The sequence below is a fragment of the Marichromatium sp. PS1 genome (genome assembly GCF_041155115.1).
Taxonomy (GTDB): Bacteria; Pseudomonadota; Gammaproteobacteria; order Chromatiales; family Chromatiaceae; genus Marichromatium; species Marichromatium gracile.
The window spans coordinates 377,634-396,546 of the sequence record NZ_BAAFHB010000002.1; the positions used below are offsets into that span (position 1 = coordinate 377,634).

Here is an 18,913-nt window from a genome sequence, read left to right on the forward strand (position 1 = left end):
GCTCAGTCCCAGCTGTGGAGGTCGGCGCTCTCGCCCTCGCCGCCCTCGCGGTTGTCGGCGCCGAAGGTCCACAGGTCGAAACCGCCGTGCTCGCCGGGGAAACGGTAATGATAGGGGTTGCCCCAGGGGTCGGTGGGCACCTCGCCCTTGGTGAGATAGGGGCCGTTCCAGGTGTCGAGGTCGGCGGTATTGCGCACCAGCGCCTCGAGCCCCTCGCTGGTGCTCGGATAGCGCCCGACCTCGAGCCGGTAGAGATCGAGGGTGGCGGCGAGGCTGTCGACCTGCAGCTTGGCGGTCTTGCTCTTGGAGCTGTCGAGGAACTTCATCACCTGGGGACCGACCACCCCGGCGAGCAGTCCGAGGATGGCGAGCACCACCAGCAGCTCGACCAGGGTGAAACCGTACGTACGCGAACGCTGAGAATCCATGGCAATGCCGATACGCGAGTGAAGGGGAGGCCATTCTAGAGGGCCGGGGAAAGCACGGGCAAACGCCCGCGCCGACCTCAGACCACCAGGGCGTTGGCGCCGAGGATGGCGCCGAGGATCGAGAGGATGATCCCGGCGACCACCACCCCGAGACCGAGGATCAGCGCCGGTTCGAGCAACGCGAGCAGGCGCTGCACCGCGGCGCGGGTCTCGCGGTCGTAGATCGTCGCGACCTTCGCCAGCACCGGCTCCAGCCCGCCCGACTCCTCGCCGACCCGGACCATCTGCAGCGCCAGCGGCGGCAGCGCCTGGTGGCGCGCCAGCGGACCGGCCAGACCACGCCCGCGACGCAGCTCGTCGCCGGCGGCCTCGAGCCGTTCGGCGAGCGCGCGGTTGGTCACCACCTCGCGGGCCAGATCGAGCGCGCCGGCCAGCGGCAGACCGTTGCCGAGCAGGGTGGCGAGGGTGTGACAGAGCCGCGCCGTCTCCAGCCGCCACAACAGCGCACCGGCCAGCGGCAGCCCGAGCAGGCGGCGATCGAGCCGGACGCGGCGCGCCGGATCCTCCAGCCAGCGTTCGAGCGCCAGGGCGATCGGTGCAGGCAGACAGAGCAGCACCCACCAGTGGTCGCGCAGCAGCTCGCCGAGACCGATGAGGATGCGGGTCGAGCGCGGCAGGGTCGCGCCCATGTCGGCGAACAGCCCGGCGAACTGGGGGACGACGAAGATCAGCAACAGGGCCACCGTCAGCCCCGCCACCGTGACCAGGATCGCCGGGTAGACCAGCGCCGAGATCACCGTCTGGCGCAGCTCGGCGATGCGTTCGAGATAATCGGCCAGACTCCCCAGCACGCGATCGAGCGCGCCGCCGGCCTCGCCCGCGCGCACCATGCTGACATAGAGCCTGGAGAACTGACCGTCCTGCTCGGCGAGCGCGGTCGAGAAGCTCGCACCACCGCGCACCCGCTGCTGCAGGTCGCCGAGCACCCGGGTGGTCGGCCCCGCGGCGGCCAGCTCGATGAGGATCTGCAGCGCACGATCGAGGGCCATGCCCGACTCCAGCAGGGTGGCGAGCTGACGGGTCAGCGCGGTGACCTCGGCGCGCCCGAGCCGACGACGCGCGCGCGCGCGCAACCGCGCCCGCAGCCCGCCGGCCGGGCGCAGCTCCAGCACCAGCAGGCCCTCGTGCTGCAGCTGCGCGCGCAGCGCCGCCAGATCCGGCGCCTCGCGCTCGCCGTCGAGCGTCTCGCCCTCGAGCCTGACTGCGCGGAACTGGAAGCGCGCCATGGTCTCAGTCCTCGGCCACCCGCAGCACCTCCTCGATGCTGGTCAGCCCGGCGCGCGCCTTCGTCACCCCGTCCTCGAACAGGGTCACCATGCCCTCGGCACGGGCGATGCGGCGGATCTCGGCGGCCCCGGCATGATCGAGCACAGCGGCACGGACCGCCTCGGAGAGGAGCAGCAGCTCGCCGATCACCACCCGGCCGTGATAGCCGGTGCCGCGACAGGCGTCGCAGCCGACGGCGCGGTGGAGTTCGAGCGCGTCCGTGGCGAGGCCGAGTCGCGCGGCCAGCTCGGCGTCGGCGCGATAGCGCGCACGACAGTGGGGACAGAGCCGCCGTATCAGCCGCTGCGCGAGGATGCCGTTGACGGTGGAGGTCAGCAGATAGTCCTCGACCCCCATCTCGAGCAGCCGGGTAGCACCGCTTGCGGCATCGTTGGTGTGCAGGGTGGAGAGCACCAAGTGTCCGGTCAGCGCCGACTGCACCGCGATGCGCGCCGTCTCCAGGTCGCGCATCTCACCGACCATGATCACATCCGGGTCCTGACGCACGATCGCCCGCAGTGCGCTAGCGAAGGTCATGCCGATGGCCGGGCGCACCGGGATCTGGTTGATCCCGGCAAGCTGGTACTCGACCGGGTCCTCGACGGTGATGATCTTGCGCGACTCGGTGTTGAGCCGCGCGAGCAGGGTGTAGAGCGTGGTGCTCTTACCCGAGCCGGTCGGCCCGGTGACCAGGAGGATGCCGTAGGGGTGTTCGAGCACCCGGTCGAGCCGCGCGCGCAGCGCGCCGTCGAAGCCGAGGGCATCGAGGTCGAAGCGCACCCGCTCCTTGTCGAGCAGCCGGATCACCAGACTCTCGCCGAACAGGGTCGGCACCGTGGAGACGCGCAGATCGAGCTCGCGCCCCTGCACCCGCAGCGGGATGCGCCCGTCCTGCGGCAGGCGGCGCTCGGCGATGTTGAGCCGCGCCATGATCTTGACCCGCGAGATCACCGCCGCGCTCGAGCGCACCGGCGGCGCCTCGACCTCCTGCAACACGCCGTCGACGCGATAGCGCACCCGCAGGGTGTCGGCGAAGGGCTCGAGATGGATGTCCGAGGCGCGCGCCTCGACGGCGCGCTGCAGCAGCTGGTTGACCATGCGGATCACCGGGGCCTCGCTGGCGAGGTCCTTGAGCTGCTCGATGTCGGTGGCGTCGATCTCGCCGCTCGGCTCCTCCGCCGCGGGCTCGGGCGCGGCCTCGTAGAGCCGCTCGAAGCTCTGTTCGAGCACGCTCGGCAGCGCCACCGCCAGACGCACCGGGCCGGCGGCGGCGAGTCGCACCGCCTGGACGACGAAGGGATCGGCGGGGTTGGCGAGTGCGACCTCCAGCACGCCGTCGCGCTCGGCCAGCGGCAACACCCGGGCGTCCTTGAGAAAACGCGGGGTGAAGCGCTCCTCGGCCACCGGCGCACCCGGAAAGCGCTCGGACTCGACCAGTTCGAGCCCGAGCTCGGCGGCCAGCGCCTCGGCGAGCGCGCGCTCGGCCACCAACCCGAGCCGCAACAGCATCGGCAGCAGTGCCTCGCCGCCCTCCTCGGCGAGGCGCCGGGCGCGCGCCAGATCGCTCTCGGTGAGCCGGCCGGCGCGCGCCAGACGCGTCAGCGCCGCGGACTCGGCCGCGCTCAGCTCGGGGGCGGCGGACATGCGCAGGCGCCCTCCGGCGCGATCACCGGGCTCTGCCACTCCGGCAACAGCCCCTGCAGCAGCGCGCGGGCGGCGCGCTCGTCGCCATCGACCGCGCTGCGGCACAGCGCCTCGAGGCGATCTGGATCGAGCGCGACCCCGGCGCCGCGCGCGGCGCGGATCTTCGGGTGCGCGGTCTCGACCAGGTCCTCGCCGTCGTAGAACAGCTCCTCGTAGAGCTTCTCGCCGGGGCGCAGGCCGACGTACTCGATGGCCACGTCGACCCCGGGCTCGCGCCCGGCGAGCCGGATCATCTGTTCGGCGAGATAGGCGATGCGGATCGGCTCGCCCATGTCGAGAACGAAGATCTCGCCGCCCTCGCCGATCGCCGCCGCCTGCATGATCAGCTGGCAGGCCTCGGGGATGGTCATGAAGAAGCGCTCGATCTCGGGATGGGTGACGGTGAGCGGACCGCCGCGTTCGAGCTGACGACGGAACAGCGGCACCACGCTCCCGGCCGAGCCGAGCACGTTGCCGAAGCGCACGGTGATGAAGCGGCAGCCCTCGGCGCGATCGAGGCGCTGGCACAGCGCCTCGGCCAGCCGCTTGGTCGCACCCATCACGTTGGCCGGGTGCACCGCCTTGTCGGTGGAGATCAGCACGAAGCGCTCGCAGGCGTGGGCGACCGCCGCCTCGGCCACCACCCGGGTGCCGCCGACGTTGTTGCGCACCGCCACCCCGACCTGATCCTCGAGCATCGGCACGTGCTTGTAGGCGGCGGCGTGGAAGACGATCGCCGGGCGCTCGGCGGCGAACAGGGCATCGATCGCGGTGGCGTCGGTGACGTCGAGCAGGTGGCGCGAGAAGGCCAGCCCGGGGTGGCGCTCGCGCAGCTCCAGCTCGATGCGATAGAGGTTGTACTCGCAGCTGTCGACCAGGATCAGTCGCTCGGGGGCGGCGCCGGCGAGCTGGCGCACCAGCTCCGAGCCGATCGAACCGCCGGCGCCGGTGATCAGGATCGCCCGTCCCGAGAGCCCGGCACAGATCCCCGACCAATCGAGCCGCACCGGGTCGCGCCCGAGCAGATCCTCGATCGACACCGGGCGCAGCTGGCCGATGCTGACCTCGCCGCGCATCAGGCTGGCCAGCTCGGGCACGGTGCGGAAGGCCACCCCGGCGCGCTCGCACAGCGCCACCAGACGGCGCATCTGTCGCGCCCCGGCGCTCGGCACCGCCAGCAGCACCAGCTCGACGTCGTGACGCGCGGCCAGCGCCGGCAGCGCCGTGGTCGACCCCAGCACCGGCACGCCGTGGACCTCGCTGCCCTGACGGCGCAGCTTGTCGTCGAGGAAGCCGATCGGGACATAGGCGCGGCGCGGGTCGCGCAGCATATCGCGCACCAGCATCTCGCCGGCGCGCCCGGCACCGACGATCAGCACCCGCTGACCGCCGGAGAGGTCGAGCTTGCGATCCTTGAGCCAGCGATAGAGCAGGCGCGGCCCGGTCAGCAGCGCCAGCTGCAGGCCGAGATAGATCACCGGCACCGAGCGCGGCAGCGCCAGCGAGCGGTTGACGATGAAGAGCACCGCGATCACCAGCAGCGAGCCGACCACCACCGCCTTGAGGATACGGATCAGGTCCGGCAGCGAGGCGAAGCGCCACACCCCGCGATAGAGCCCGAAGGCCCAATAGACGCTGCCCTGCACCAGCATCACCCAGGGCAGCGCCTGCAGCGCCCCGGCGAGGAACTCGGGGGGGATCTCGCCGAGGTTGAAGCGCAGCCAGTAGGCCAGCAGCCAGGCCGCGGGGATGGTGACGAGATCGTGGGCGAAGGCGGCGGTGCGCGAGCGCAGCCGGTCGAGCACCGGGTTCATGCGCGCGACCCCGCGGCGGCGCGCTCGACCAGCCCGACCTTGAGGTGCACCAGCAGATAGATCGCGCACCAGGCACCGATCACCAGCCACTGATCGCGCGCCACCAGCCCCGGCGCGGCGACCGCGCAGGCGCTGGCGGCGGCCATCAGCAGCTGGGCACGCAGCAGGGTGCGGCGGTGCGACCAGCCGGCGAGCACCAGGCGCTGGTAGTGGTGCGAGCGATGCGCCTGCCACACCCGCTCGCCGCGCGCGAGCCGTACGAGCAGGGTCCAGGTGGCATCGACCACGAAGGGCGAGAAGGCGAGCAGCGCCACCCACAGCGGGAACAACCCGAGCTGCGCGCCCCACAGCGCCAGGGCCGCCGCCAGCAGCCCCAGCGAGGCCGAGCCGACGTCACCGAGGAAGATCCGCGCCGGTGGGAAATTGCCGCTGAGGAAGCCGGCACCGGCAGCGGCCACGCAACCGGCGACGGCGGCATAGCCCGGCTCGCCGCCGTTCCAGCCGAGCAGCGCCAGGGCACCGAAACCGAACAGGGTCATGCTCGCCGCCAGCCCGTCCATGCCGTCCATGAAGTTGTAGAGATTGGTCATCCACACCACCGCCAGCAGGGTCAGCGGCAGACTCGCGACCAGCGGCAGCGCCCACGCCACCCCGGGCAGCTCGACCACGCCCCAGCGCAACCCGACGGCGATCAGCACCAGCGCGCCGAGCACCTGGGCGAGCAGCCGCCAGCGCGGCGCGACCTCGCCGAGGTCGTCGACGAAGGCGACCGCCGCCACCGGCGCCAGCGCCAGTGCGATCCAGCCGAGCACGCCCGGCACCAGCCCCAGCACGGCGAGCGCGAGCAGCGGCAGCGCCAGCCCCAGCAGCACCGCCAGACCGCCGGTGCGGGGCACCGGCGCACTGTGCAGCGAGCGGGCGTTGGGGACGTCGAGCGCACCGAACCGGGTGCCGGCGCGCGCAGACAGCCAGCGCGTGGCGAGCGCGCTCAGGAGCAGGGCGGCGAGCACCGCCACGGCCAGGATCGGGGTCTGTGGGATCATCTCGGAATGGTTCGAGGTCGGCGCCCGGCGCGGGCCGGGCGCGGTTGCATCGGGAAGGGGTCAGGCGGCGCGTGTCAGCCCCGTCTCGACCCGGGCGCGACACTCGCTGCCCTGCAGCAGTTCGAGCAGCTCCAGGGCGAAGTCCATCGCGGTGCCGGGGCCACGGCCGGTGACCACCTTGCCGTCGATCACCACCGGGGCGTCGACCAGTTCGGCACGCGGGAAGTCGGCGGCATTGAGCGCGCCCGGATAGTGGGTGGCGCGACGCTCGTCGAGCAGCCCGAGGTTGGCCAGCGCCTTGGGCGCGGCGCAGATCGCGGCGGTATAGGCGCCGGCGGCGTGATGGCGCTGGAGCAGGGCGCGCACCCGCGGGTCCTGATCGAGATGATCGGCGCCGGGCAGGCCGCCGGGCAGCACCACCATGTCGAACTGCTCATCGGCGACCGCGTCGAGGGAGGTGTCGGCCACCAGCACGGTACCGTGACTGGCGGTGACCTCACGGGCACCGAGCGCGGCCGTCACCACCTCGACCTCACCGCGACGCAGCAGATCGATGATGGTCACCGCCTCGAGCTCCTCGAGACCTTCGGCGAGCGGGACGAGTACCCTGGGCATGGCTTGACACTCCTTAACTTGCAGTGATGGATGGATCGGCGGCCAGGGGCGCACTCAATCGGCGCGTGACCGCCCGAGGATGTTGACACCCTTGAGCACGTTGAGCGCCTCGAGCAACTGGTAGTCGTCGCGGGCGCGCAACGGCGTCGGCTCGACCTCGGCGTCGAGCGACTCGGTGGTCGCGGCCTCGGCGGGCTCGTCCGCCTCGACCGGAACCGTCCCGTCCCCGTCCGGATCGTCGAGATGACGCACCAGATCGGCCTCCTTGAGCGGCTCCACCGAGGCGCCGGCGAGGGGGCGGAACTCGCCGCGCTCGAGCAGGATGTCGGGGCTGATCCCCTGGGCCTGGATCGAGCGCCCGGAGGGGGTGTAGTAGCGCGCCGTGGTGAGCTTGAGCGCGGTCTCGTCGTCGACCGGGACGATGGTCTGCACCGAGCCCTTGCCGAAGGTCTGGGCACCCATGACGATGGCGCGGCGCTGATCCTGCAGCGCGCCGGCGACGATCTCCGAAGCCGAGGCGCTGCCACCGTTGACCAGCACCACCAGCGGGGCGCCGTCGAGCACGTCGTCGGGACCGGCCTTGAAGTCGAGCCGGCTGCTCGGATCGCGCCCCTGGGTATAGACGATCAGCCCGCCGGTGAGGAAGGCGTCGCTCACCCCGACGGCGCTGTTGAGCACCCCGCCGGGGTTGTTGCGCAGGTCGAGCACCAGCCCCGCGAGCGGGGTCTCGCCCGCCTTCAGCGTCTCGATCGCCGCGGTCATGTCCTCGGCGGTGCGCGACTGGAAGTGGGCGATGCGGACATAGCCGTAGCCGGGCTCGAGCACCCGGCTCCTGACGCTCTCGACCTGGATGACGGCGCGCTCCAGGGTCAGCTCCAGCGGCGCTTCCTCGCCCTCGCGCATCAGCATCAGCACCACCTCGGTGCCGGGCTCGCCGCGCATCAGCTCGACGGCATCGTTGAGGCTCATCCCCTTCACCGGCTTGTGGTCGATGCGCACGATCAGGTCGCCGGCGCGCAGCCCGGCGCGCTGTGCCGGGGTGTCGTCGATCGGCGCGATCACCTTGACGAAGCCGTTCTCCATGCCGACCTCGATGCCGAGTCCGCCGAACTCGCCGCTGGTACCGACACGCAGGTCGCGGTACTCCTCGGCGTCGAGATAGGCCGAGTGCGGATCGAGTCCGGCGAGCATGCCGCGGATGGCGCTCTCGAGCAGCTCGCCGTCGGCGACCGACTCGACATAGTCGGTCTTGATGCGACCGAAGACCTCGGCGAAGGTGCGCAGCTCGTCGAGCGGCAGCGCCTCGGAGGCGGTGTCAGCGGCGGCGATCTCATCACCGGCGGGTTCGGCGGCATACGCCGACGGACCGACGGCGAGCAACAGCCCCAGGGCCAGGGCGAGCGGACGAGGCATGATCATCATGACGCGGGGATCTCTCGATCGATGATGGATTCGGCGACGCGGCGGCCGACCGGCGCACCGCGGACATCCCTGATGGCGTAAGGATCGCATGTTTCCGCACGCGCCGACAGCGCCGCCCCGGGCAACGGCGCATTGGACGACGCGCGCGGCGACATGTTCCCGGCGAGCGGTGGGTGACCGAGCGCAGCGCGCGCGCCGGGACGACTGCACCACTGGGTCGGATCCTGTGGCTTGCCGTCGTGGCGGATGGCGAAATAGAGCGCCGGGCGCGGCTGGCCGCCACTGTTGCCACTGAGTGCGATCACCTCGCCGGCGCCGACCCACTCGCCGACCTCCTTGGTCAGCGCCTGGTTGTGGCCATAGAGGCTCATGAAACCGTCGCCGTGCTCGAGCACCAGCAGCAGGCCGAAGCCGCGCAGCCAGTCGGCGTAGACCACCCGGCCGTCGTAGACCGCATGCACCTCCTCGCCGGCCTCAGCGGCGAGCAGCACGCCGTCCCAACGCAGTTGGGAGTCGGCCTTGCGGCTGCCGAAGCCGGCCAGCACCCGGCCCTCGATGAGCGGCCAGGTCAGCCGCCCCTTGCGCGCGGCGAAGGGATCGCGACGGATCTCGAGCTCGGCCTGGATGGCGGCGCGCTGACGCAGGTGCTCGATCAACCGACGCAGCGTCTCGGCATCGGCGCGACGCGCGGCGAGGTCGTCACGACGCGCGGCGATCGCCGTCTCGAGCGCGGCAAGGACCGTTTCGCGCTCGTCCTGGGCGGCCTCCAGCCGGGCGCGCGTCGCGCCCCGCTCGGCGCCGAGCTCGGCCAGCAACGCGGCCTGCTCGGCGGCGGCGGCGGCGAGCGCGGCGAGACGCTCGATCTCGCCGCGTACCCGATCGATGCGCTGCACCCGGTCGCGATTGAGATAGGCGAAGTAGGACAGCACCCGCCCGGCGCGAACCGGGTCCTCCTGATTGAGCAGCAGCCGCAACCGGTCGGCGCGCCCGACCACGTGGGCGGTACGCACCAGCTCGGCCAGTTCGCCGAGCTGGCCGTCGAGCGCGGCGCGTGCGGTGAGGCGACGCTGCGCGAGCGCCTCGGCACGGACGCGCTGACGGGTCTCCTGCTGCGCGATCTCGCGCTCGGCCAGCGCAAGTCGGGCGATCTCACGCTCGTGCCCCTCGAGCGCGGCGATCAGCTCGCCACGGGTGCGCTGCTGATCGGCCAGCGCGGTGCCGAGGCGCTCGACCTCGCGCTCGAGCTCGACGAGGTCGCGCTGGCGCGTCTCGAGCGCGGGCTCGGAGCCGGCCGTCGGCGCCGCGACCGCCAGCAGCGTGCAGAGACACAGCCACGGCCAGGCACGAGGGACACAGGACGCCGCGTTCAACTCACCCACCCCCGGTCAATGTCTGCTCGATGATGCGCTCTCCGCCGCGGCGTGCGCGGTCGCCGCCCCAGCCCCGGCATCCGCGATCGATCCGGGCGGATTCGGCTCACAGCGCGCCGCATCGCGCTTGACGGGCAAAGCGTTTATCATCATATGGTGAAACATTGATTAGACACGATCACGATGGTGAGCAAGCTGAGCCAGTCTCCTCCCCCGATCCTCAACGCCGCCGGCTCCGAGCCACTCGACCTGTTCGCCGACGACGCGGATATCGAACGCGCCTCGCGTTCGCTCAAGGCGATGTCGCATCCGCTGCGACTGAAGATCCTGTGCACGCTCGGCGAGCAGGAGGTCAGCGTGCAGGAGATCGTCGACCATGTCGGCACCTCGCAGAGCAATATCTCCCAGCATCTGGCGATCCTGCGCGACAAGGGTATCCTGGCCTCGCGCAAGGACGCCAACCGTGTCTACTACCGTGTCAGCGACGGTCGCACCCTGCAGCTGATCGGGATGATGCGCGAGGTCTTCTGTCAGCACGTGCGCTGACACCTCCGGGGTGTCGCCCACCGCCGCGGCTCCTTATACTCTGAACCCCCTTTGCACCAGCGCCGGTTCGCGCGATCTCGCCGCCGCACCCCGATCAGCAGCGGTGACGGGCGGCACGCGGGCGGCGCTCCAACATTCATGTGAGACTGCATCGCGATGTCGCTAGACCAGCTCGTCCAGTTCGTGGGCAACCATTGGCTCCTGTTCCTGGCGCTCGTCGTCATCCTCGGGTTGCTCATCCACAACCTGATCGTCGGCAGCAAGGGCAGCGTCGAACCGCTCGCGGCCACCGAGATGATCAACCGCCAGGATGCGGTGGTGATCGACGTGCGCCCGGCGGCCGACTTTGCCAAGGGTCACATCCTCAACGCCATCAACATCCCCATGAACGGCTTCAAGAATCAGCTCGCCACCGTCGCCAAGCACAAGGGCAAGCCGATCATCGTCAACTGCCGCTCCGGCTCGCAGTCGCAGATGGCCTGCGCCCAGCTGCGCAAGGAGGGCTTCGAGGAGGTCTACAACCTCCGCGGCGGCATCATGGGCTGGGAGGCGGCGAGCCTGCCGCTGGCCCGCGGCGGCAAGAAGAAGCGCTGAGCCCCGCCGCGCGGCGGGCCTGATCGGCCCGCGCGAGCGCGGGCACCCTCGCCCCGTCCCGGCGCGCCGGGGCCGGGCCCGATCCGTTCCCGCCGCCCGACGCCAGTCAAGGACGTCGGGGGCACCACCAGACACAGGAATCGCGGCATGGCCGACAAGCAACAGCAGACCCCCGAGCGTCAATTCTCCGTCCAGCGCGTCTATATCAAGGATGTTTCCTTCGAGTCCCCCAACGCGCCCGAACTCTTCCGCGGCGACTGGACCCCGAAGCACACCCTCAACCTCAACACCAGGATCAATGATCTCGACAAGGACCACTACGAGGTGGTGCTCGAGGTCACGGTGACGGTCAAGGTCGGCGACAAGACCGCCTTCATCGTCGAGGTGCAGCAGGCCGGCATCTTCAACATCGCCGGTTTCCCCGAACAGGAGCTCGGCCCGATGCTCGGCGCCTATTGCCCGAGCCTGCTCTTCCCCTATGCCCGAGAGGTGGTCTCCGACCTGGTGGTCAAGGGCAGCTTCCCGCAACTGGTGCTGCAGCACGTCAACTTCGACATGCTCTTCGCCCAGCACCAGCAGCAGCGCGCCCAGCAGGAGGCCCAGCAGGGCGGCACCGAGCCGGCCGAGGCGGTCCAGCATTGAGCACCACCCCCAGCGCCCGGATCGCAGTCATCGGCGCCGGCTCCTGGGGCACGGCGCTGGCGCTGCAGCTGGTGGCCAACGGCCATCAGGTACGGCTCTGGAGTCATGAGCCGGAACAGATCGCGGCACTCCAGCGCGACCGCGAGAATCGCCAGTTCCTCCCCGGCGTGGCGCTGCCCGAAGGGCTGATCCCCACCGCCTCGCTCGCCGAGGCCCTGGCCGACGCCAGCGACTGTCTGGTGGTGGTGCCGAGCCATGCCTTCCGCACCGTCGCCCGTCAGCTCGCCGCACACCTCTCCAAGGGCTTCGGCGTGGCCTGGGCGACCAAGGGGCTGGACCCGGGCAGCAATCAGCTGCTCCATCAGGTCGCCCAGGAGGAGCTCGGCGAGCGCCCGCTGGCGGTGGTCTCCGGGCCGAGCTTCGCCCGCGAGGTCGGCGACGGCCTGCCGACGGCGGTCACCGTCGCCGCCGAACGCGAGCCCTTCGCCCAACACGTCGCCGGCCTGCTCCACGGCGGGCGCTTCCGCGCCTATACCAGCAGCGACATGGTCGGGGTGGAGATCTGCGGCGCGGCGAAGAACGTGCTGGCGATCGCCACCGGCATCGCCGACGGTCTCGGTTTCGGCGCCAACACCCGTGCGGCGCTGATCACCCGCGGTCTGGCCGAGCTGATCCGGCTCGGTCAGGCACTCGGCGGCCGCCCCGAGACCTTCATGGGGCTGGCCGGGATGGGTGACCTGGTGCTCACCTGCACCGACGACCAGTCACGCAACCGCCGCATGGGGCTGGCGCTGGCCCGGGGTGAGAGCATCGAGGCGGCACGCGCGCGCATCGGCCAGGAGGTCGAGGGCGTGATCACCGCCAAGGCGATCCACGGCCTGGCCCAGCGTCTCGGCATCGAGATGCCAATCAGCGAACAGGTCTATCTGGTGCTCCACGCCGGGGTCTCGCCGGCACAGGCGACCCAGGCATTGCTCGAGCGCGAACCCAAGCCCGAGTTCCACTGACCCCCACGCCCGGACCGCACGCGGTCCGGGCGCCCGCCCTCAGCGTGGCGCGGCACCGGCAAACCCCTGCTGGCGCCAGGCCTCGAAGACCACCACCGCGACCGCGTTGGAGAGATTGAGACTGCGATTGCCCGGACACATCGGGATATAGAGCCGTTGCGACTCGGGCAGCGCCTCGATGCGCGCGCGCGGCAGCCCCCGGGTCTCCGGACCGAACAGCAGCGCATCGCCGGGCTGGTAGTCGGGCTCGGTATAGGGCACCTGGCCATGACTGGTGAGCGCGAACAGCCGCCGCGGGGCGAGCTGCCCGAGACAGCTCTCGAGCGAGGCGTGTACGCGAACCTCCGCCCATTCGTGATAATCGAGCCCGGCGCGACGCAGCTTGCTGTCCTCGAGCACGAAACCGAGCGGCTCGATCAGGTGCAGCCGGGCCCCGGCGTTGGCGCTCAGACGGATCGCATTGCCGGTGTTGGGCGGGATCTCGGGCTCGTAGAGGATGATATCGAACATCGCGGGCGGGACTCGTCAGGAAGCAGCGGAGGGCGGAGGAAAATCCTTTGCGGACGGCGAGATATCCGCCCGCGCACCAGGGTTTAACGGTTGTCCCCGGCGCGCGGACGCATGATATATTAAGACTTCGGCATTTGCTAAATTCGCCGTCGCAGACGGCTCACGCCATAGTGGGGGACAGGTCCATGAGTGACATCGCCGCGCTGAAAGCAGAGAAGCAAGCGCTGATCGAGAAGATGGTCGAGATGCAGCAGCAGTTCATCGACTACGAACACGAAAACGGCGTCTCGGGTAAGGACTACTGGGGGTCCCAAGAGGGCCTGCTGGCCAATTACCGTGACGAGTACATGACGATGGCCAACCGTGTCGTCGACATCGCCCACGAACTCGTCGGGTCCTCGCGACTCTGACCCGACAGGCCCCGGCAGCCGCCGGGGCCGCCGCAGTCACCCCGTCTCCGGGCGCAGGTGCTCGATATATCGAGGCACCGCCTCCAGCTCCAGCCGCACCGCCTCGCCCCGCACCACCAGCGGCGCCTCCAGCCCCTCGAACTCCAGACTGCACCCCACCCGTCCCCGGCTCTCGAAGGGCACCGGGATCATGTCGCGATAGACATAGAGGTTGTCCTCGAGTTCGCCACCGCTGCAGCACAGCTCACCCGGAGGGGGCAGGACGGTCTCGTCGGCCCCGTCGAACACCAGGGTTCCGGCCTGCCACCAGCGTGTCCGCTCGCGCGAGCCGGTCATGGTCTTGAGCTGATAGGCGCGCGAGAAATGGATCCGCAGCTGCCCGCCGCGCTGCTCGACGGCATCGACCGTCGAGCCCTTGAGATCGATACTGATGCTGTCCACTCGACTCACTCCATCGCCATGCCCGGTCCACGACGTCCGGGCCTCGTCGACCTAGTGTCGCGGCAGCCGCCGCCCAAGCCAAGCCCGGCGCTCAGTCCACCCCGGTCTCGGACTCGCTCTCGAGCCCGAGCTCCTTGATCTTGCGGGTCAGGGTGTTGCGCCCCCAGCCGAGCAGCCGCGCCGCTTCCTGGCGCCGCCCGCCGGTCTGTTCGAGGGCGCACTGGATGAGGGTCTGCTCGAAGACCGGCAGCGCCTCGTCGAGCAGACCGCGCTCGCCCTGCTGCAACCGCTGCCGCGCCCAGCGCCGCAACACCGTCTCCCAGGATGTCTCGGGCTGCTCCTGGGTCAGCGAGGCGCTGAGATCCTCGGGCAGGTCCTCGGCATGGATCTGCTTGCCCGAGGCCATCACCGTGAGCCAGCGCGCGGTGTTCTCGAGCTGACGCACGTTACCCGGCCAGTCGAGTCGCTCGAGCCGCTCGATCGCCCCCTGCATCAGCACCTTGGGCTCGCAGCTCAACTCGCGCGCCGCCTGCGCGAGGAAGTGGCGCATCAGCAGCGGGATGTCCTCGCGGCGATCGCGCAGCGCCGGCAGATGGATACGGATGACGTTGAGTCGGTGGAACAGGTCCTCGCGAAAGCGCCCCTCGCGCACCAGCGACTCGAGGTCCTGGTGGGTGGCGGCGATGATGCGCACGTCGACCTTGATCGGCGCGACCCCGCCGACACGATAGAACTCGCCGTCGGCGAGCACCCGCAGCAGCCGGGTCTGCAGCTCGGCGGGCATGTCACCGATCTCGTCGAGGAACAGGGTACCGCCGTCGGCCTGCTCGAAACGCCCCTCGCGGCGCGCCTGGGCACCGGTGAAGGAACCGCGCTCGTGACCGAACAGCTCGGACTCGAGCAGGTCGCGCGGGATCGCCGCCATGTTGAGGGCGATGAACGGACGTTCGCTGCGCGGGCTGTGACGATGCAGCGCCTGGGCCACCAGCTCCTTGCCGGTGCCCGACTCACCATTGATCAACACGGTGATGTTGGAGCGCGCCAGCCGCCCGACGGCGCGGAACACCTCCTGCATCGCCGGCGCCTCGCCGATGATGTCGGGTCCGGTCGGACGCGCCACCTCCTCCTGACGCTCCTCGCGACCACGCCGGCAGGCGCGGCTGACCTGCGCCACCGCCTCGTCGAGATCGAAGGGCTTGGGCAGGTACTCGAAGGCGCCGCCGTGGAAGGCGGAGACGGCGCTGTCGAGGTCCGAGTGCGCGGTCATGATGATCACCGGCAGCCCGGGGTAGCGGGCCGAGACCTGTTCGAGCAGATCGAGCCCGTCGATCCCCGGCATGCGGATGTCGGAGAGGATGACGTCGGGCTGCTCGCGCTCCAGCGCCTCCATCACCCCGACCCCGTTGGAGAAACAGGTGACGTGCATCTGCGCCTTGCGCAACGCCCGTTCCAGTACCCAGCGGATCGACCGATCGTCGTCGATCACCCAGACCCGGGGCTCGCGATTCCCGCGCTCGAGACTGTGCGGCATCATCGCGCTCCCGGCATGCCGACGGCATGCCTCGGGCGGCGTGGGCACGGCGACGCCGACGAGGTTGGCGAATGGGGTGGTTGCAGGTTCCTATGCATGCTCCGACTCCAGCGGCAGATAGACGAAGAACACCGTCTCGCCCGGCCGGCTCTCGCATTCGATCAGCCCGCCGTGCTGGTTGATGAGTTCCTGTGCGATGGGCAGCCCCAGTCCGGTGCCACCCTGCTTGCCCGAGACCATCGGGAAGAAGATCTTGTCGCGGATGTCCTCGGGGATCCCCTGGCCATCGTCCCGAACCTGGGTCTGCAACACCAGCCGATAGCGACGACTGCCGATGGTGAACTGACGCAGCACCCGGGTGCGCAGCTCGACGCGTCCGTCCGCGCCGGTGGCGGCCGCGGCGTTGCGCGCGAGGTTGAGGAAGGCCTGGATCAGCCGGTCACCGTCGCCCATCAGGTCGGGGATGCTGGGGTCGTAGTCGCGCACCACCTCGGGGCCGCGCGGGAACTCGGCGAGGATCAGCCCGCGCACGTGCTCGAGCACGTCGTGGATGTTGAGCGTCTCGCGCTGGGGCATGCGGTTGGGCCCCAGCATGCGATCGACCAGCGACTGCAGGCGGTCGGCCTCGTCGATGATGATCCGGGTGTATTCGCACAACGCGGGGTCGGGCAGTTCCTGCTCGAGCAGCTGGGCCGCGCCGCGCAACCCGCCGAGCGGATTCTTGATCTCGTGGGCGAGGCCGCGGATCAGCGCCTGGGTGGCCCGGTGCTGGGTGAGCAGGTGCTCCTCGCGGGTGATGCGCAGCTGACGATCGACCTGATAGAGCTCGACCAGCACCCCCTCGTCCGCACCAAAATGGTGCAGGGGCAGCACGGTACAGTTCACCGTCTTGGTGCGCCCATCGGCCACGGTGACGTTGATCTCACGTTCGGTGAAGGGGTGGCGCGAACGCAGCGCCGCCGCCAGCCGGGCCTCGACCTGGCCATCGGGGCAGGGCAGCAGGTCGGCGGCAGCCTGACCGATCATGTGTCGGGCGCTGGCCTCGAAGAGGATCTCGGCCGCCGGGTTGAGGTATTCGAGCCGCAGCCCTCGATCGAACAGCAGCACCGCCATGTTGACGTGATCGAGGATCGTCCGCTCCAGCGAGCGCTTACCGGTGGTTTGAGCTGTCATGGTCCATCTGCGCGACTGAGTGAGGTCATCCGAGACCGGAGGACGAGACAGGGCATCCTGTCGTCGAAGAAAAGACTAGCAAGAGACAGGCCAGTGCGGCCAGGAGGAGTGCTCAGAGCTCGCCGGGGGGCGCGTCGCGACGCAGCTCGAAGCGAAGTGTCGGGGCGCGGGCGATCAGCACACCCTGCTCGTCGCGGATCAACGCGCCGAGGCGGTGGGGACCGAAGGCCACGCCATCGAGGGCAAAGCGGGTGGCGCCGGCCTCGATCACCGTCTCGAGTCCATCGAGCACCATCGCCAAGCGATGCCCCGGTTGCAGCGCGGGTTCGAGTCCGAGTTCGACGGCGAAGCGACCCTCGCCGCGCATCAGCACCTCCGCATCGACAGGGGAGAGGATCTCGAAGCGCGCATAGGGCCCGGGGAAGGGGGCGCTGGCAGGGGGCGGATCGACGGGGCTGTCGGCGCCGCGCGAGACCGGGGCGTCGACATGGATATCGAGTCGCTCGGCGGTGGCGTCGGCGGGTCGATCGGAGAAGTGCACCCGCCCGTCGGCATCGACCCAGCGATAGACGCCGGCCTGGACGATGAGGCAGGGGAGCAGCAACAGCGGGAGGAGCAGTGCCGGCCGGATCATGGCCGAAGCATAGTCCAGCGTCGGAGGGGGCTCAAGCGGGGACGCCTGGACGTCGGTGGCGCTTCCCTGCGCCGAGGTTGCGACCGCGCGGGACCCGCGCGGTCGCGACAGCCGATCAGAGGCTGTAGTACATGTCGAACTCGACCGGGTGGGTCGTCATCCGCATGCGGGTGACCTCGTCCATCTTGAGGTTGATGTAGCTGTCGATCAGGTCATCGGTGAACACGCCGCCGACGGTGAGGAACTCACGGTCACGGTCGAGGTTGTCGAGCGCCATCTCCAGCGAGGAGGCGACGGTCGGGATGGCCTTGGCCTCTTCACGCGGCAGGTCGTAGAGATCCTTGTCCATGGCATCGCCGGGGTGGATCTTGTTCATGATGCCGTCGAGACCGGCGAGCATCATCGCCGAGAAGGCGAGGTAGGGGTTGCCGGTGGGATCGGGGAAGCGCACCTCGATGCGACGACCCTTGGGGCTGGCGCAGTGCGGGATGCGGATCGAGGCCGAGCGGTTGCGCGCCGAGTAGGCGAGCATCACCGGCGCCTCGAAGCCCGGGACCAGACGCTTGTAGGAGTTGGTCGAGGCGTTGGTCAGGGCGTTGAGCGCACGCGCGTGCTTGATGATGCCGCCGATGTAGTAGAGGGCCATGTCGGACAGGCCGCCGTACTTGTCGCCGGCGAACAGGTTCTGACCGTCCTTGGCGAGCGACTGGTGCACGTGCATGCCGCTGCCGTTGTCGCCGACCAGCGGCTTGGGCATGAAGGTCGCGGTCTTGCCGTAGGCGTGGGCGACGTTGTGCACCACGTACTTGAGGATCTGGTTGGCGTCGGCACGCTTGACCAGGGTGTCGAACTTGGTGCCGATCTCACACTGGCCGGCGGTGGCGACCTCGTGGTGGTGCACCTCGACGCCGACGCCCATCTCCTCGAGGGTCAGACACATGGCCGCACGCAGATCGTTGAGCGAGTCGACCGGGGGCACCGGGAAGTAGCCGCCCTTGACCTTCGGACGGTGACCCATGTTGCCGTCGCCGAACACCCGCTCGGAGTTCCAGCCGGCCTCCTCGGAGTCGATCTTGTAGAAGGCGCCGCTCATGTCCGCGCCCCAGCGCACGTCGTCGAGCACGAAGAACTCGGGCTCGGGACCGAAGAAGGCGGTGTCGGCGATGCCGGTGGACTTCAGATAGGCCTCGGCGCGCTTGGCCACCGAACGCGGATCACGCTCGTAGCCGATCATGGTGTCGGGCTCGAGGATGTCACAACGGATGATGAGGGTGCTCTCCTCGGAGAAAGGATCCATCACCGCGGTCGTGGGGTCGGGCATCAGCACCATGTCCGAGGCCTCGATGCCCTTCCAGCCCGCGATCGAGGAGCCGTCGAACATCTTGCCTTCCTTGAAGGCATCCTCGTCGATCATGCTCGTCGGCATGGAGACGTGCTGCTCCTTGCCGCGGGTATCGGTGAAGCGCAGATCCACGAAGGTCACTTCGTTGTCTTTCATCATCTTCATGACATCAGTGGTCATTCGAACGTCTCCAATGCTGAGTGCTGTGTTCTAGATACGGATAAGGCGTTGTCGGCCGAGCAATGCACAAGGCTTGCGCTGGCGTATCAGCGCTCGCACCATCCGGCGCAGCAGCCTAACAGGTCATCGATCGTGCCGCACGACCTGCCGTCCGGGCCGGCAGGCGATGCAGAATTCTGGCTGACCCGGTTGATGTCCCGGG

At 69.8% G+C, this 18,913-nt stretch carries 19 protein-coding genes; 5 read left to right on the top strand and 14 right to left on the bottom strand.

Annotated elements, in window-relative coordinates; genetic code table 11:
* Nucleotides 1-2 precede the first annotated feature (2 nt).
* The 8 genes from gspG to ACAM26_RS02985 all read right to left on the bottom strand — a co-directional run bounded on the left by gspG (nt 3) and on the right by ACAM26_RS02985 (nt 9,701).
* Nucleotides 3-428: a type II secretion system major pseudopilin GspG gene (gene gspG / locus ACAM26_RS02950; RefSeq protein ID WP_123142797.1), complete on the bottom strand. Its 426-nt coding sequence runs from the start codon at nt 426-428 to the stop codon at nt 3-5.
* A 77-nt stretch (nt 429-505) separates the two neighbouring features.
* Nucleotides 506-1,714, bottom strand: coding sequence for a type II secretion system F family protein (locus tag ACAM26_RS02955; RefSeq protein WP_369613095.1), 1,209 nt, complete (start codon nt 1,712-1,714; stop codon nt 506-508).
* A gap of 4 nt (nt 1,715-1,718) precedes the next feature.
* Nucleotides 1,719-3,398, bottom strand: a complete 1,680-nt coding sequence (gspE, locus tag ACAM26_RS02960; RefSeq protein ID WP_369613096.1) for a type II secretion system ATPase GspE — start codon at nt 3,396-3,398, stop codon at nt 1,719-1,721.
* The gene (locus ACAM26_RS02965; RefSeq protein ID WP_369613097.1) at nt 3,377-5,251 is read right to left on the bottom strand and encodes a polysaccharide biosynthesis protein; all 1,875 of its coding nucleotides are present in this window, start codon (nt 5,249-5,251) and stop codon (nt 3,377-3,379) included. Before ACAM26_RS02965 ends, gspE begins: the two co-directional genes overlap by 22 nt.
* Nucleotides 5,248-6,294, bottom strand: coding sequence for a glycosyl transferase (locus ACAM26_RS02970; RefSeq protein ID WP_369613098.1), 1,047 nt, complete (start codon nt 6,292-6,294; stop codon nt 5,248-5,250). Before ACAM26_RS02970 ends, ACAM26_RS02965 begins: the two co-directional genes overlap by 4 nt.
* A 60-nt stretch (nt 6,295-6,354) precedes the next feature.
* Nucleotides 6,355-6,909, bottom strand: a complete 555-nt coding sequence (locus tag ACAM26_RS02975) for a DJ-1 family glyoxalase III (RefSeq protein WP_123139065.1) — start codon at nt 6,907-6,909, stop codon at nt 6,355-6,357.
* Nucleotides 6,910-6,963: 54 nt separating this feature from the next.
* Nucleotides 6,964-8,331: a S41 family peptidase gene (locus tag ACAM26_RS02980; RefSeq protein ID WP_123142802.1), complete on the bottom strand. Its 1,368-nt coding sequence runs from the start codon at nt 8,329-8,331 to the stop codon at nt 6,964-6,966.
* Complete coding sequence (locus tag ACAM26_RS02985; RefSeq protein WP_369613099.1) at nt 8,328-9,701, bottom strand: murein hydrolase activator EnvC; 1,374 nt, start codon at nt 9,699-9,701, stop codon at nt 8,328-8,330. The genes ACAM26_RS02980 and ACAM26_RS02985 overlap by 4 nt, the downstream gene beginning before the upstream one ends.
* A gap of 183 nt (nt 9,702-9,884) precedes the next feature.
* Here ACAM26_RS02985 and ACAM26_RS02990 point away from each other — a divergent pair, with 183 nt between their 5' ends.
* The 4 genes from ACAM26_RS02990 (at nt 9,885) to ACAM26_RS03005 (ending at nt 12,490) form a co-directional block, all read left to right on the top strand.
* A complete protein-coding gene (locus tag ACAM26_RS02990; RefSeq protein ID WP_123139067.1) occupies nt 9,885-10,247 on the top strand; it encodes a helix-turn-helix transcriptional regulator in 363 nt (120 codons plus the stop codon).
* Nucleotides 10,248-10,403: 156 nt separating this feature from the next.
* Complete coding sequence (locus ACAM26_RS02995; RefSeq protein WP_062272671.1) at nt 10,404-10,841, top strand: rhodanese-like domain-containing protein; 438 nt, start codon at nt 10,404-10,406, stop codon at nt 10,839-10,841.
* A gap of 147 nt (nt 10,842-10,988) precedes the next feature.
* The gene (gene secB, locus ACAM26_RS03000; RefSeq protein ID WP_123139068.1) at nt 10,989-11,483 is read left to right on the top strand and encodes a protein-export chaperone SecB; all 495 of its coding nucleotides are present in this window, start codon (nt 10,989-10,991) and stop codon (nt 11,481-11,483) included.
* On the top strand, nt 11,480-12,490 hold the full coding sequence (locus ACAM26_RS03005) for an NAD(P)H-dependent glycerol-3-phosphate dehydrogenase (RefSeq protein WP_123139069.1): 1,011 nt from the start codon (nt 11,480-11,482) through the stop codon (nt 12,488-12,490). Before secB ends, ACAM26_RS03005 begins: the two co-directional genes overlap by 4 nt.
* Before the next feature lie 39 nt (nt 12,491-12,529).
* Here the strand turns inward: ACAM26_RS03005 and ACAM26_RS03010 are convergent, their stop codons facing one another.
* Nucleotides 12,530-13,000, bottom strand: a complete 471-nt coding sequence (locus ACAM26_RS03010) for a tRNA (cytidine(34)-2'-O)-methyltransferase (protein WP_123142803.1) — start codon at nt 12,998-13,000, stop codon at nt 12,530-12,532.
* Between the two features lie 185 nt (nt 13,001-13,185).
* Here ACAM26_RS03010 and ACAM26_RS03015 point away from each other — a divergent pair, with 185 nt between their 5' ends.
* Nucleotides 13,186-13,410: a hypothetical protein gene (locus ACAM26_RS03015; RefSeq protein WP_062272772.1), complete on the top strand. Its 225-nt coding sequence runs from the start codon at nt 13,186-13,188 to the stop codon at nt 13,408-13,410.
* 36 nt (nt 13,411-13,446) lie between these two features.
* Here the strand turns inward: ACAM26_RS03015 and ACAM26_RS03020 are convergent, their stop codons facing one another.
* The 5 genes from ACAM26_RS03020 to glnA form a co-directional block, all read right to left on the bottom strand.
* Entirely contained in the window at nt 13,447-13,851 is a 405-nt protein-coding gene (locus ACAM26_RS03020; protein ID WP_132228281.1) for a hypothetical protein, read from the bottom strand.
* A gap of 91 nt (nt 13,852-13,942) precedes the next feature.
* Entirely contained in the window at nt 13,943-15,382 is a 1,440-nt protein-coding gene (gene ntrC / locus ACAM26_RS03025; RefSeq protein WP_123139330.1) for a nitrogen regulation protein NR(I), read from the bottom strand.
* Nucleotides 15,383-15,472: 90 nt separating this feature from the next.
* Nucleotides 15,473-16,555 carry a nitrogen regulation protein NR(II) gene (gene glnL, locus ACAM26_RS03030; RefSeq protein WP_123139072.1) on the bottom strand — a complete coding sequence of 361 codons (1,083 nt, stop codon included), beginning with the start codon at nt 16,553-16,555 and terminating at the stop codon, nt 15,473-15,475.
* Between the two features lie 112 nt (nt 16,556-16,667).
* Nucleotides 16,668-17,189 (bottom strand): DUF4124 domain-containing protein, encoded by a 522-nt coding sequence (locus ACAM26_RS03035; RefSeq protein ID WP_123139073.1) that lies wholly within the window; start codon nt 17,187-17,189, stop codon nt 16,668-16,670.
* 115 nt (nt 17,190-17,304) lie between these two features.
* On the bottom strand, nt 17,305-18,711 hold the full coding sequence (gene glnA / locus ACAM26_RS03040) for a glutamate--ammonia ligase (RefSeq protein ID WP_062272656.1): 1,407 nt from the start codon (nt 18,709-18,711) through the stop codon (nt 17,305-17,307).
* Nucleotides 18,712-18,913 lie beyond the last annotated feature (202 nt).

What these genes read in the sequence shown, in the direction of transcription:
- ACAM26_RS02990 (WP_123139067.1), top strand. Translation starts at nt 9,885, where the DNA reads ATGGTGAGCAAGCTGAGCCAGTCTCCTCCCCCGATCCTCAACGCCGCC.
- glnL (WP_123139072.1), bottom strand. Translation starts at nt 16,555, where the DNA reads ATGACAGCTCAAACCACCGGTAAGCGCTCGCTGGAGCGGACGATCCTC.
- ACAM26_RS02955 (WP_369613095.1), bottom strand. Translation starts at nt 1,714, where the DNA reads ATGGCGCGCTTCCAGTTCCGCGCAGTCAGGCTCGAGGGCGAGACGCTC.
- ACAM26_RS02965 (WP_369613097.1), bottom strand. Translation starts at nt 5,251, where the DNA reads ATGAACCCGGTGCTCGACCGGCTGCGCTCGCGCACCGCCGCCTTCGCC.
- ACAM26_RS03035 (WP_123139073.1), bottom strand. Translation starts at nt 17,189, where the DNA reads ATGATCCGGCCGGCACTGCTCCTCCCGCTGTTGCTGCTCCCCTGCCTC.
- ACAM26_RS03015 (WP_062272772.1), top strand. Translation starts at nt 13,186, where the DNA reads ATGAGTGACATCGCCGCGCTGAAAGCAGAGAAGCAAGCGCTGATCGAG.
- gspG (WP_123142797.1), bottom strand. Translation starts at nt 428, where the DNA reads ATGGATTCTCAGCGTTCGCGTACGTACGGTTTCACCCTGGTCGAGCTG.
- ACAM26_RS02970 (WP_369613098.1), bottom strand. Translation starts at nt 6,294, where the DNA reads ATGATCCCACAGACCCCGATCCTGGCCGTGGCGGTGCTCGCCGCCCTG.
- secB (WP_123139068.1), top strand. Translation starts at nt 10,989, where the DNA reads ATGGCCGACAAGCAACAGCAGACCCCCGAGCGTCAATTCTCCGTCCAG.
- gspE (WP_369613096.1), bottom strand. Translation starts at nt 3,398, where the DNA reads ATGTCCGCCGCCCCCGAGCTGAGCGCGGCCGAGTCCGCGGCGCTGACG.
- ACAM26_RS03010 (WP_123142803.1), bottom strand. Translation starts at nt 13,000, where the DNA reads ATGTTCGATATCATCCTCTACGAGCCCGAGATCCCGCCCAACACCGGC.
- ACAM26_RS02995 (WP_062272671.1), top strand. Translation starts at nt 10,404, where the DNA reads ATGTCGCTAGACCAGCTCGTCCAGTTCGTGGGCAACCATTGGCTCCTG.
- glnA (WP_062272656.1), bottom strand. Translation starts at nt 18,711, where the DNA reads ATGACCACTGATGTCATGAAGATGATGAAAGACAACGAAGTGACCTTC.
- ACAM26_RS02975 (WP_123139065.1), bottom strand. Translation starts at nt 6,909, where the DNA reads ATGCCCAGGGTACTCGTCCCGCTCGCCGAAGGTCTCGAGGAGCTCGAG.
- ntrC (WP_123139330.1), bottom strand. Translation starts at nt 15,382, where the DNA reads ATGCCGCACAGTCTCGAGCGCGGGAATCGCGAGCCCCGGGTCTGGGTG.
- ACAM26_RS02980 (WP_123142802.1), bottom strand. Translation starts at nt 8,331, where the DNA reads ATGATGATCATGCCTCGTCCGCTCGCCCTGGCCCTGGGGCTGTTGCTC.